Genomic DNA, 13,057 nt, shown 5'->3' on the forward strand with positions numbered 1-13,057 from the left:
AACGACCAATGGTGCATTTAGTCTACTCTTTCTCATAGAGGTTTATTAACATGTTCGATCTCGACCAAACTATCAAAGACCGACCTACCCTAAAAATCTATGCAAACCCGTGCCGCGATTTTTACTTAATGAAAGTCTGCTGACACAGCTAGCGCCGTCGAATTCCAATACCCAACCCTGGCGGGTAGTATTTGCTTTTATGTATTCGCCGCGATCGACTGAAAACGGCTTTGCTAAAAGCAAGTCAGCATTTTGACTTTTCTAGTTACCCAAAATCGCTCAACTGCCGGAGGCATTCCAGCATTACCGTCGAAGAACTGGGTGAACAAGTGTATGGAGCAATGGGGATTGATCGTAAGGAGCGAATTTTTTGGTGCACCAGTGGTCGGTATCGTCTGCATGCACCAAGAATTGGGCTATGCGGATGCTTTAAGTGTAGGGCACTGACCCAATGGCAGTGGTAGACTCTGAACTGCGAGTACATGGAATTGAGGGCTTGCGGGTCGTCGATGCCTGCATCATGTCAACGCTGACGACAGGCAATACGAACGCACCGACCATCATGATTGGCGAGAAGGCAGCCGATTTAATTAAAGCCAGTCGTACTCGACAAACTGTAATGACCAGCTATCATATGAGGTAACCATGGAAACAGCAGATGTAATTGTGATTGGAAGCGGTCAGGGCGGAGTTCCACTCGCGGCTGACTTTGCCAAAGCAGGTCGAAACGTCGTTCTATTTGAGCGCGATGCGTTAGGCGGCAGTTGTATCAACTATGGTTGTACGCCTTCTAAAGCCTTTTTAGCCGCTGCTCATGCCGCAGGTCGCGCTCGACAAGCCGCAAAGCTAGGCATACACGCGCAGGTCGAAGTCGATTTTTCTGCGGTGATGGAGCGTGTGCGTAGTATTCGCAGCCAGTTTAACCAGGGTACCAAGCGGCGATTAGAGAGTGCAGGGGTTAGAGTCGTCTGCGCTGAAGCTGCTTTCACCGGAGAGCGAACTGTAAGCGGAGGCGGTGTGACTGTGCAGGCTCCGATCATCGTCATCAATACAGGAACATCCTCTACTATTCCTGACATTCCTGGTTTAGTGGGAACGCCTTATCTCACAAACCGAAATTTCTTTGATTTGCAGCAGATTCCGCCCCGGTTGCTCGTAGTCGGCGGAGGCTATATTGCTCTGGAGTTAGGGCAGGGAATGGCGCGTTTAGGGAGTCAGACCGAATTAATTGTGCGGGGCGATCGCTTGCTGGCCCAAGAAGAATCCGATGTCAGTGCTGTGCTTTTGGATGCATTTAAGCAAGACGGAATTGGACTGCATTTCAATGTGACTGTTCAGCAGGTTGCTTATACCAACGGTGTGTTTACCCTAACGCTGAACAATGGTGAAGTACTCGATGGAGAAGCCTTGCTGATTGCAACTGGGCGCAAACCGAATACTCAGGCATTAAATTCTGCGGTGACAGGCGTTGAATTGGATGCACAAGGGTTTATTAAAATCGACGATCAGTTTCAAACGACTTGCCCTGGGATTTATGCGATCGGAGACGCTGCCAAGCAGCCTGCTTTTACCCATGTTTCTTGGGAAGACTATCGTCGCTTGAAAGCCATTCTGTGTGGCGAACACCGAACACGCAATGATCGGGTGTTAGGCTATGCCGTCTACACAGAGCCGCAAGTGGGTCGGGTAGGGATGACGCTAGAGCAGGCTCACAAACAGGGCATTACTGCCCGCGAAGTCACCCTGCCGATGGCTCACATCGCCCGTAGCATTGAGTGGGGGCACGATCTGGGTTTCTACCGCATGGTCATCGACATCCACACAAATTTGATTTTAGGAGCAACGCTGGTTGGGTACGAAACGGCTGAACTCGTGCATGTCTTTTTGTCACTTATGGAAGCTAAAGCAACGTGGCAGGTACTCGAACAATCGGTTCACATTCACCCAACTTACGGTGAGGCATTGCCCAGTCTCGCAAGGCTACTCGTTGGAGATGATATGCCAACCTGTCCCAATATTTGACACTCCTCGCACCTAAAGGTGCGAGGATTCTTGCTTCATCCGTCCGGACTAGGTATTCAAATGCAAGCATTCAAATACCCCCGTTTAGCTTGATCGGCTAGAAGCCCCACACCGTATCCGAAGGATCGGTGTTGGGATGAATAGCCGGACGATTGGGGTGCATCCCCCGAACAATATCAACCGTCGGTTGATGAGTGAGTGGGGATAGCACCCCAATTGTCATTCTCTGGAATTTTTAACGAGTCAATAAAATCTTCAAGTATTTGAGTCATTGTCTTGTCTCGATAAGCTGAATATAAACGTAACTTATTTAACCTACGTTCTGATATCCTCAGATTTAATGACTTGTTTTTCATATTTGCCTGTACAACGTATTTGCATAGATGCTATCATAAAAACACAAAGGAGGTGATAAAAGTGTTGAAAGCAGTTAAGGTCAGACTATATCCAACAAGCGAACAACAGGTCGCACTTGCTAAGTCTTTTGGATGCGCCAGATGGTATTGGAATTATGCCCTTAATGCTTGCATTCAGCACTATGAACAGACAGGTCAATTCTTAAAAATAAGTGTTTACAAAGCGTATCTACCTGCTTTAAAAAAAGAGAACCCTTGGCTAAAAGAAGACTGCTACTCATCTGTTTTGCAATGTGTGGCAATTAACTTAAACAAAGCTTATAACAACTTTTTTGCAGGACGCGCTAAATTCCCTAAGGTAAAATCAAAACACCACAGGCAGTCAATTCAATATCCACAAAACGTTAAAGTAGTAGGTCAGTTGCTAAGTATCCCCAAGATTGGTGATGTAAAAGCTGTTTTTCATCGACCAATTGAAGGGACTCTAAAAACGGTAACAATAAGTAAAACTCCTACTGATAAATATTTTGCTTCAATCTTGTGTGAAGTTGATAGCTCTGACATTGAATCAACAGGGGATAAGAAAATTGGCATCGACTTAGGAATTAAAGATTTTGCAATTGTTCACGATGGGGAGCAAGTGACAAAATATTGTAATCCTAAGTATTTGAAACGTCACGAGAAAAACTTAGCTAGAAAGCAGAAGAAGTTTGCTCGCAAGACCAAAGGAAGTCATTCAAGAAATAAATATAAGAAACTAGTAGCCAAAGTTTACGAGAAAGTATCAAATTCCCGTCAAGACTTTTTACATAAATTAAGTAGGAAGCTTGTAAACGAAAGTCAAGTTATTGTTGTGGAGAATCTTCACATCAAGGGGATGGTAGGAAATAGAAAGTTAGCAAAATCAATATCCGATGTTGGTTGGGGAATGTTTGTTAACTTCCTAGATTACAAGTTGAAAACCAAACAGGGGCAACTTGTTGAGATAGGAAAGTTTTTCCCAAGCTCCAAAACCTGTTCAAGTTGCAATCACGTTCTTGATAAGTTAACGCTCGATGTGCGCGAATGGGATTGTCCAAAGTGCGGAACTCATCATGATCGGGATGCAAACGCCGCATTAAATATAAGGAATGAAGGGATTCGGATATTGGAGAGTCATGGCGGAGGGAACCCCGTTATTGCTGATCGAGGCTGTGTAAGACCACCTGCTTGTAAGAGTAAGCGGCAACGGTCAATGAAGTCAGAAGCCCACACCGACAGACGTTAGGGTCGGTGTTGGGTAGTTCACTTGACGAATGCCACAAACAAGTAGCCAATTACCTAACTAGCCAGTACAAGGTAATCTTCCTACCTACGTTTGAGACATCTCAAATGGTGGTTAAGTCCAAGCGCAAACTGCATACAAAAACAGCTAGACAAATGTTGACTTGGGGACACTACCGTTTTGAGGGCTCACTTAAGCAATCGGCGAAGAAGCGTGGTGTTGTGGTGATTGATGTCAATGAATCGTACACCTCAAAAACTTGTACAAAATGCGGATTCAAGCATGATAAGCTAGGCGGTTCTAAAACATTTAAATGCCCCAACTGTGGTCATGAGCATGACAGAGATTGGGGCGGCGCTCGGAACATTATGATCCGGGCTTTGAGAGACGGCTCCTTTGCTTTAGCTATTAACAGTGAAAGCATCGCTATCGCGTATGCCCTGTTTGTCGAGGGTTGTACAGCGTAATACCGTCAGCTCAAACAAAAAATTCATCCTCAGCCTGCAAAGTCCATCCGAGGGCGCAAGCGATCGCTCCTGGTAAAGTCACTGGATTAAACGGCTTAGCAATTGCCTTAACCACACCAAGTGAGTAAAGTTTTTGTGATGTAAACCAAGCCGCTCTCACGCTTAAGAAGATAACTGGAATGGCTTTGGTTAAAGGGTTTGCTTGGAGTCTATGCAGAAAGGTAATGACATCCATACCCGGCATGGAAACGTCAAGAAGGATCGCATCAGGACGTTCTATCGCTAGCTGTTTCAGCCCGGCTTGAGCTGAGGCGACAGTTACAACATTCCACCCTGCTAGGTCGCTTAAACAGACTTGTACGAGTTCTCGAATAGTTGCTTCATCATCAATAAGCAATATCTTCTTGGTTCTCATTCTTACATTACTTAAAGCAGCGTAAAAGGGACTGAGGATTGGGGACCCTTGGATTGGGGTAATGCTAAGGGAGCCTCAAAATGTGTCCGGGGAAATATTGCCCCGGACACATTTTGAGATATTTTCCCAGTCCCCAGTCCGTAGAGACGCCCTAATTAGGGCGTCTGTACTCCCAGTACCCAATCGGTGGGAGCGGCAATTCCTCCCCACCCGTCATTAGGTTTAGGACTCCTTGCCGCGACCCGTTAAAGGGATTGACTAATTGAGATTAAACCAAGAAGATAAGAAACTGATAAGATTGACACTCCCCTGGCTATCAAAACTATGTCTTCAAAACCGTGCATGAAACTTTCGCCTCACACGGCTCCTCAGTAATTTGGTGCTTGTCCAAGCGCATACCTCCAACCGAACCATCTTCGGTTGTTTTAGTGTCATGGCAATGTTTGTGTAAGACCTGGAGGTTTTTGTATTCATCTTTCCCTCTGCTTACTGGTGTTATATAATCAACCTCTAACAGGTCTTCTTCTCTGAAATACAATCCGCAGTGAACACATTTTCCTTTGTGCTTCTTCAGAAGTGTTGCTACTCTTTTAGGTACTTCTGGATGTGCGCCCATTCTTGAACTCCAGTAAATTAGGTCGCCATTGTATGGACTGGCTATGCCAGAGACTTTTATATGCCGAATAATTGGTGTCTCTACGTGTTTTATTAGAGTTATTAGTTTTTTACCTTTATTCGGTGTGGCAAATACCCAATTGTCATTTCCAACAGTGTGCCAATATTTTTTTGACACCCAGTAACCTGATTTATTGGGATGACGGCGTTGTGCCCAAGCTCTTAGTTTTGGATACATGAGATTATCTAATTCGGAGTAAGTTTCCTTGCTCACGACTGTGGAATAGTAGTTTGACCATCCTCTGATTATTGGGTTTAGCTTCCCGATTAGTGCCTCTTGTGGCGCTTGCTTGTGGTCGTTGATGATACTAGCTATTCTTTCGTAGTGTATCCTCTGCTTTTCTGTGCTTGGGGTGATGATTGTTTTGAAGCCTTTCAACAGTTGCTAGACACAATCGAGCACAAGCGAAGGCGCTGAAGCTGGCTGGATGTCGCTTCAATGGTCAATTGCCCCTAATGCTTTCAGGGTAGTTCTTTGAGCTACTGTCAACCCGGTTGCGCCTTGAATCTTCATGCCTTCATACAGGCGATCAACCGTCAACGTTTCGATACAGCGTCCTGTTTGCACGTCCCAAAGCTTGATTGTGCGATCGTCACTCCCACTGAATAGGATTTGACCGTTAGAGCTAAAGATCACTGAATGGACCCAACCGCTATGTTCATCCAGGATGTGCAGGCAATGCCCCGTTTGCAGATCCCACAGTCGAATGGTTTGATCAACACCGCCACTTGCTAAGATTCGACCATCCGAACTGTTGGCGGAGCCTGCGCTTGGCGCATAGGCAAGCGTCCACACAACTCCCGTATGCCCCTGCAAAACCTTCAGACATTCTCCAGTTTGCACATCCCATAATCGAATGGTTTGGTCATGACTGCCGCTTGCCAAGCGTTGACCACCCGGATCAAATGCCAGTGCGAAAACTGCGCCCGTATGTCCTTGCAATACCCTCGAACATTCTCCAGTTTGCACATCCCACAGCCGAATCGTGAAATCAAAACTGCCACTTGCCAACCATTGACCGCTCTTGTCAAACGCGATCGCGCGAATACTGCTCTGGTGTCCGCGTAACACATGCAAACAGTGATGCGTTTGCACATCCCAAAGTCGCACGGTGCAATCATAACTACTGCTTGCCAAAATCTTTTTCGTTGGGCTAAACAAAACTGTCCACACAGACGAGTTGTGCGCTGACCATCGATCAAGGTGCCCAGTTTGAATATTCCATAGAGCGATCGACTCATCATGTCGATTGATCGCGAGAGTTTGATTATCGGAACTAAAGCTGACGTTGCTAAATGATGACATCCGACGGGTCGGGCTGGAAAAAGTTTTGTAGGAGTGAAGTTGCGACAGATTGCCATCTAGTTGCAAACGCCACACCTGAATCATTTCATTCTGACCACTACTAGCAAGCAGTTGACCATCTCCACTGAGACTCAGGGAGTGAACTCCACCCGTGTATCCACGCAACGTTTTCAGGTTTCGTCCACTCTGTAAATGCCACAGCCGCACCGTCTGGTCTTCTCCTGTACTGACCAACAATTGACTGTCGGCACTGATGGCAACCCCATAAACATCGTGGGTATGACCCTCAAGTACATGAATGGATTGCCCGTCTTGCACATTCCACAGGCGTAGAGTGCCATCGCGACCACCGCTCACTAAGAGACGACCATCCGGGCTAAAGGTGATGTCCCAAACAAAATCGGCATGTCCATGCAGCAACTTGGCACTAGGATTTATGGAATGGGGTTTTGGATGTCGATCATGGGACAGATAATTACTCCATAATCGAATCGACCCATCCCGGCATCCGCTGGCGAGTAGTTGACCATCCGGGCTGAATCGCATACACCGAACCCCGCTGGTATGCCCCTGTAAGACACTCAAGCAGTTCCCATTGCTCATATCCCAGATCCGAATGGTTGTATCATTACTGCTACTGGCTAAGGTTTGCTGATCGCTCGCGAAGTGGACGGCGTAAACACTCTGGGTGTGCCCTTTCAAGACACGGAGACACTGCCCTTGCAAATTCCACACGCGCACCGTCTTGTCATCGCTGCAACTCGCTAATTGCTGACCATCGGGACTATAAGCTACTGACCAAACACAACCTTTATGTTCTGTCAGCACCTGCAAGCAACTTCCACTCTGGACATCCCACAAGCGCACCGAACTATCACTACTGCTGCTCGCTAACGTTTTGCCATCGGGACTAAAGGCAACCGACCAAACCCAGCCTTTGTGCCCGGAAAAGGTGTCCAGAAGTTGCGCTGTGCTAATGTTCCAGAGATAGATGTTGCCATTGGCATCGCCAACGGCAACTGTCTGTCCATCTGGACTCAGGTCGATCGACCTCGCAACACTGAGGGTTTCTGAAAAGATTGATTTCGCTAAGTCAGCATTCTGAAAATTGACTCCTGTTAAATCGACCTGCCGCAAGTCTGCTTGCTGCACCACAAGACCAGAAAAATCTGAACCGCGCAAATCGACTTGAAGCTGCACCAGCAGGTTAATCAGGTTGCCTGCGGTGTACCCTGGTTTCTTCCCCTGTTGCATTAATAAGTGCCTTGCTTGCGCCTCGATCGCCGCCACACTGCCAAAGCGAGACAGCAACCGTTCCATCACAGGTTGCATAATTAAGCGCGTCTGAATCTCTCGAATGTAATCTTTTGCTTGTACTCGCACTAAGGGATGCGTTTGCCAAACGTTAAGCTGCTGCCTCTCAAATTCGATGCAAATCTGCTGCACGAATCGTTCTGTGACATATTCCATCACTACGGGTTGCAAGAAGAATAACCCATCGGTCTTTTCAATGAGCGATCGCCTCAGTAGTGAGTTGATCAGATTGGGTACACTTTGTTGAGCAGCAGGATCAACCACGTTCTCTCGAATATCTGCGAGCGAGACTGGCTCCCGATGAATTGCAAACCAGGACAGTGTTTTCTGTTCGGCTTCACAGAGGCGATCATACTGACGATCGAGCAAATCGCGAATGTCTTCAAAAACAGCCAATCCCTGACTCAGATAGGGCAATACCTCTGGAATGCTGCCGTTAAACAAATCCTGAATTGCAGCTGCCACCAGTTTCAATGCCAGCGGATTGCCGCCGTAGTGATGGATCAAAGTCTGCCATTCGGCTTCTGAACCTGTAAACGCTCCTTTTTGCCGAAAGATAGCGCGTCCGTCATCAGGTGTCAGCCCGCTCAAGGTCAACGATCGCACCAGCACCTGTGCACCTTCCATCAGTGCTATTTCGCGTGGCTTTTCTCGACTAGTGAGCAACAAACAACTTTGGTGAGACGTATCACCAATGGTTCTGAGCAATTGTCCGTAACCTTCGTAGCCCGAGAGCCATTGTCCCACTGCCTCACGCTGCAAAATGGTCTCAGCATTATCGAGGATCAATAAACACCGACGCGACCGCAGATATTGCATCAGTTTGGAAATTTGCTGATCGAGCGTCGTGGGAATGATGGGATCTTCCCCAAAAAGCGGCATGAGAAACGTAAGCTTGCTTGACAGGAGTTCATCCAAAGGTGGTGCATTAGCCAGGGAGCGCCATACGACAATCTCAAATTCTGTCTGCATTTGAAGCGCAGCCTTGACGGCGATCGTACTTTTGCCAATGCCGCCAATGCCCAATAGCCCGACTATGCGACAGCGCTCAGATACAATCCACTGCCACAGTTGTGTCAGTTCTACCTCACGCCCATAAAACGCTGAGGCATCGACTGCCGTATCCCAGTCCTGTTGGGGATTTGTCCACCGGCTCACAGTCTCTTGGGATGAGGCTGGGGATGTCAGGTCTGTTTGCGTCAATTCCAGCCCAAACGCCCGGAACAGATACTCTAATGACTGGCGATCACCCCCAACTCGCGCTTGAAAATGCGAGCGAGGGTATTTAGGGAGAGTCCGGTGCGAGCGCTGAGATCTTCCTGGCTGAAGCGCTTACCCCAGGTTTCGTCGGATTCCGCCTGCTGTTTTGCCGTCTGAAACTTTTGCCACCCTTGAGGCGATAGGATGGCTCCTCGCACTCGAAAAGAAGTGGAGCGACCTCGTCTAGTTTTTGATGCGTTGGAATCCATAAGTTAGCCGATGGTGCAAACGAACTAGCGCTTTTCTTAAATCAGTTATCAGTTATCAGTTATCAGTTATCAGTTACCAGTTACCAGTTACCAGTTATCAGTTATCAGTTATCAGTTACCAGTTATCAGTTATCAAGATGTCCCAAGTCAATCTTCTCACTGGTCACTGGTCACTGTTCATTGGTCACTGTTCATTGGTCACTGTTCATTGGTCACTGTTCATTGGTCACTGTTCACTGTTCACTGTTCACTGTTAAAATATCGGGCGTTTCTTTAATCAAGAAGTGACGGGGAGTTTCAGCAACACAGATTGACAGGCAAATGATTCCATTTTGGTTAAAGTATACCAGGTTTTATTGCTTGTGGCTCACTAGTGTTGGGCGTTCCTCAAGCACAGAACAATTAAATCGCGTTTTAACTCAAATAACTTGAGTGGTTTGTATTGGGCGATCGCACAAGAATGAAAAGTAACCAAAATCACTCAAGGGCGAAATGGAACCAAAATCGCTCAAGGCTTTTCGCTCCTTTTGCTACACTTTGCAAGCTTTTGTCCTGTATGAAAGAAAACGAACATGAATGACTTACTAGCATTAACCATTAACGCGCACGGCGGCATGGAGCGGTGGAAGCAGTTTAAAGCGGTTTCTGCACATTTGGTGACTGGCGGGGTACTGTGGAACACCAAAGGCAAAGCCGGAATGTTGGATGATATCCATGTAACCGTTGACCTGCACCGCCAATGGGCATCCCATACCCCCTTTGGCGCTCCCAATCAACATACTTCACTGGAAGCAGAACGGGTGGCAATTGAAGCCACGGATGGCACAGTGATTGAAGAACTACTGCATCCGCGAGCGTCCTTTAAGGGCCACACCCAGGAAACCCCGTGGACAAACCTTCAGTTAGCCTATTTTGCTGGGTATGCGATGTGGACTTATTTAACCAGTCCGTTCACCTTCACCTTGCCGGGTTATGAAGTAGAAGAAATAGAACCCTGGCAGGAAAACGGCGAAACCTGGCGAAGACTGCAAGTTACCTTTGCGCCCTACATCGCCACGCACAGTAAAGTGCAGACCTTTTACATCGACAAAGATGGGTTAATCCGACGCCACGATTACGATGTCGAAATCAGTGGGGGCGCACCTGCTGTTCATTATCTTTGGGATCATACAGAGGTATCGGGGATTATCGTGCCCACCAAGCGTTTGGTTTACATCCGGCAGCCTGACTTGTCACCGCTCAAGGAACCCCTTATTGTGTCGATCCAACTCAGTGACATCAAGTTCAGTGAGCTAGAACCAGCCATTCATTTCCAACCCTGAGGCAATGAATTAGTATTAGTCTCAGGAAAGCTTTGATAGTGAAAAGACGACAACAGGTGCCTTGGTAAGTCGGTTATTGTTTGAGAGCACCCGCACCGTTGGGGCGGCGTTCCTCAAGCGCAAAACAATTATATTGCGTTTTAACTCGAAGAACTTGAGTGGTTTGCCCAATCGCGATCGCATAAGAATAAAGTGTAACCGAGGTGGATATTAAAACAGTGAACAGTAAACAGTGACCAGTTACCAAAAAACTGGTAACTGGTCACTGTTTACTGATAACTGTTAAACTCACCAACCTGAAGGAGAACAAGATGACTAGCAATCACGTAAACAGTCAAAACATGAAACTCGAAGTAGTGGTATTGCCCGTTTCTGATGTCGATCAGTCCAAGCACTTCTATGAGGCGTTAGGATGGCGGCTAGATGCCGACTTTGTCACCAGTGAGGACTTCCGGGTGGTGCAGTTTACCCCTCCTGGCTCAGAGTGCTCGATCATCTTCGGTAAAGGAATTACGTCAGCTGTACCGGGTTCAGTCCAAGGTTTGTACCTCATCGTTTACGACATCGAGGCAGCCCGTGCCGAACTCGTTGATCGGGGGGTCGAGGTGAGTGAGGTGTTCCACGACATCGGAGGGATCTTCCCCCACGCCGGAACTGAGGGACGGGTACCCGGTCGGGATCCGAAACGCCGAGACTATGCCTCCTATGCCTCGTTCAGCGATCCAGACGGCAACGGTTGGGTGCTCCAGGAGGTGAAGGTGCGACTTCCTGGACGGTAACGGGACATCAATCGATTAAGGACAGAAGCGAAGTTCACGACACAGATTATGATAAGGAAATGGGTCGAGAAGTAGAGAAGTAGAGGAGCTACTTATCATCCCCTCTACCCCCTTACCCCTCTACCACTTCCGCTATCAACGCAATGTAGTGCCGTACTAGCCAACAAGTTTTGGAGGATTTACAGATGAAGATTTTTGTTGCCGGGGGAACAGGAGCGATCGGTCGCCCAACGCTCGACCAATTACTTGCTAGAGGACACAATGTTGTCGCGCTGACCCGCACCGAAGAAAGAGCACAGTCCTTAGCGGCACAGGGAATCGAACCGGCGATCGCGGATGTATTCGACGCAGAGTCAGTTAAAGCGGCTGTCATTCGCGCTCAAGCAGAGGTGGTGATTGAACAACTCACCGCTCTACCCAGAACTTACACTCGCGAATCCATGAATGCGACAGCGGCTCTGAATACGCGGATTCGGTCGGAAGGGGGAGGCAATGTGCTGGCGGCAGCAAAGGCAGCAGGGGTGCGCCGTTTCCTGAAACAGTCGATGGCCTTCTGGGGAATTCCCGGTGCTGGATTGGCAGATGAGGAAACCCCGTTATCGCTTGATGCCTCCCCCGCCGTTGCCGCCGATGCTCGTCTCGTCATTGAGACTGAACGTCGTTTACTGCAAACGCCTGATCTGGAAGGAATCGCTTTACGCTATGGTTTCTTCTACGGACCCGGCACCTGGTTTAACTCGGATGGTGATGTAGGACAACAGGTGCGGCAGCAACAGCTTCCGATCGTCGGCAATGGGGATGGCGTCTGGTCGTGGATACACATTGAGGATGCCGCGATCGCCACCGTTGCCGCTGCAGAGCAGGGCAATCCTGGTGTTTATCTGATTGTCGATGATCAGCCTCTAGCGGTGCGCGACTGGCTCCCTGCGTTTGCTCGATCGCTGAATGCTCCACCCCCGCCACAGGTATCGGTTGAAGATGCTCTCAAAATGGAGGGTGGTGCGGACATTGTTTACTACCAAACTCAGATGCGAGGTGCATCGAATGCCAAGGCAAAACGCGAACTGAATTTTCAGCCTCGACCGTTGGAATGGATTGTTGACACTACCGTAGCTCATGCCAGTTAACCAGTGAAGGGAGAAGAAGATGAAGATTGCTCAATATGGAACAGTGATCGTAGTCATGCACGCGCTCCTTCATGGACTGCACGGCTTAGCGCATAACGAAATCCCAGTTCCCCTTTCTCTGCTTCAGGGTTTGTTTGTGGGTGTTGTGGTGATATTAGCTCCCATTATTGCAGCCGGTTTACTCTGGACGCCGTTCTACCGCATCGGTAGCTGGATCTTGCTGGGTTCAATGGCAGGCTCACTCCTTTCTGCAATCTACAATCATCACTTGGTCATTAGCCCCGATCATGTTTCTCAAGTTTCCTTTGAAGGATGGGGCTTGCTTTTCCAAGCCACCGCTTACCTGATGTTAATTGTCGATGGATTGGGATGTTGGATTAGTGGATTGGCGTTGAGAACGACTCAGCCACCAGAGAAGGCGATATAAGTTCCTCTCAACGGTTTTAACCACTACCGTCCCCTACTGTTCCGGTTTGCGTACCGCTGTGGGAATGCCATGAGTGAAAGACACTGCTGATCGAGGGTAAGTTCTGGTGTTTTC

Annotated in this window: 12 protein-coding genes and 1 pseudogene; 8 read left to right on the forward strand and 5 right to left on the reverse strand. The window is 48.1% G+C overall.

All coding sequences use genetic code 11. From position 1 onward, the window contains the following. Positions 1-439: 439 nt before the first annotated feature. Positions 440-643 (forward strand): annotated as a pseudogene (locus V5G28_RS12515) (GMC oxidoreductase); the annotation flags it as partial. 2 nt (positions 644-645) lie between these two features. Next, positions 646-2,022 carry a dihydrolipoyl dehydrogenase family protein gene (locus V5G28_RS12520; protein WP_332989241.1) on the forward strand — a complete coding sequence of 459 codons (1,377 nt, stop codon included), beginning with the start codon at positions 646-648 and terminating at the stop codon, positions 2,020-2,022. Between the two features lie 97 nt (positions 2,023-2,119). On the opposite strand, the gene V5G28_RS12525 is transcribed toward V5G28_RS12520, so the two are convergent. Beyond that, on the reverse strand, positions 2,120-2,245 hold the full coding sequence (locus V5G28_RS12525; RefSeq protein WP_336230496.1) for a hypothetical protein: 126 nt from the start codon (positions 2,243-2,245) through the stop codon (positions 2,120-2,122). A 194-nt stretch (positions 2,246-2,439) separates the two neighbouring features. Here V5G28_RS12525 and V5G28_RS12530 point away from each other — a divergent pair, with 194 nt between their 5' ends. Continuing rightward, positions 2,440-3,645 carry an RNA-guided endonuclease InsQ/TnpB family protein gene (locus tag V5G28_RS12530; RefSeq protein ID WP_332989242.1) on the forward strand — a complete coding sequence of 402 codons (1,206 nt, stop codon included), beginning with the start codon at positions 2,440-2,442 and terminating at the stop codon, positions 3,643-3,645. An 8-nt stretch (positions 3,646-3,653) separates the two neighbouring features. Next, positions 3,654-4,109: a transposase gene (locus tag V5G28_RS12535; protein ID WP_332989243.1), complete on the forward strand. Its 456-nt coding sequence runs from the start codon at positions 3,654-3,656 to the stop codon at positions 4,107-4,109. Between the two features lie 10 nt (positions 4,110-4,119). Here V5G28_RS12535 and V5G28_RS12540 read toward each other — a convergent pair whose 3' ends face one another. The 4 genes from V5G28_RS12540 to V5G28_RS12555 form a co-directional block, all read right to left on the reverse strand. Next, positions 4,120-4,524, reverse strand: coding sequence for a response regulator (locus V5G28_RS12540; RefSeq protein WP_332989245.1), 405 nt, complete (start codon positions 4,522-4,524; stop codon positions 4,120-4,122). Between the two features lie 322 nt (positions 4,525-4,846). Continuing rightward, entirely contained in the window at positions 4,847-5,578 is a 732-nt protein-coding gene (locus V5G28_RS12545; RefSeq protein WP_332989247.1) for a group II intron maturase-specific domain-containing protein, read from the reverse strand. A 57-nt stretch (positions 5,579-5,635) separates the two neighbouring features. Further along, positions 5,636-9,022 carry a WD40 repeat domain-containing protein gene (locus tag V5G28_RS12550; protein ID WP_332989249.1) on the reverse strand — a complete coding sequence of 1,129 codons (3,387 nt, stop codon included), beginning with the start codon at positions 9,020-9,022 and terminating at the stop codon, positions 5,636-5,638. 29 nt (positions 9,023-9,051) lie between these two features. Next, positions 9,052-9,288 (reverse strand): hypothetical protein, encoded by a 237-nt coding sequence (locus V5G28_RS12555; RefSeq protein WP_332989251.1) that lies wholly within the window; start codon positions 9,286-9,288, stop codon positions 9,052-9,054. 572 nt (positions 9,289-9,860) lie between these two features. Between V5G28_RS12555 and V5G28_RS12560 the strand changes: the two genes are divergently transcribed. The 4 genes from V5G28_RS12560 (at position 9,861) to V5G28_RS12575 (ending at position 12,943) form a co-directional block, all read left to right on the forward strand. Beyond that, positions 9,861-10,610 (forward strand): hypothetical protein, encoded by a 750-nt coding sequence (locus V5G28_RS12560; protein ID WP_332989253.1) that lies wholly within the window; start codon positions 9,861-9,863, stop codon positions 10,608-10,610. A 311-nt stretch (positions 10,611-10,921) separates the two neighbouring features. After that, complete coding sequence (locus V5G28_RS12565) at positions 10,922-11,389, forward strand: VOC family protein (RefSeq protein ID WP_332989255.1); 468 nt, start codon at positions 10,922-10,924, stop codon at positions 11,387-11,389. 185 nt (positions 11,390-11,574) lie between these two features. After that, positions 11,575-12,516: an NAD-dependent epimerase/dehydratase family protein gene (locus tag V5G28_RS12570; RefSeq protein ID WP_332989257.1), complete on the forward strand. Its 942-nt coding sequence runs from the start codon at positions 11,575-11,577 to the stop codon at positions 12,514-12,516. A gap of 19 nt (positions 12,517-12,535) precedes the next feature. Continuing rightward, positions 12,536-12,943, forward strand: a complete 408-nt coding sequence (locus V5G28_RS12575) for a hypothetical protein (RefSeq protein WP_332989259.1) — start codon at positions 12,536-12,538, stop codon at positions 12,941-12,943. Positions 12,944-13,057 lie beyond the last annotated feature (114 nt).

The sequence above is a fragment of the Scytonema sp. PRP1 genome, assembly GCF_036697665.2.
In the GTDB taxonomy this organism is placed as follows: Bacteria; Cyanobacteriota; Cyanobacteriia; order Cyanobacteriales; family Nostocaceae; genus Kalymmatonema; species Kalymmatonema gypsitolerans.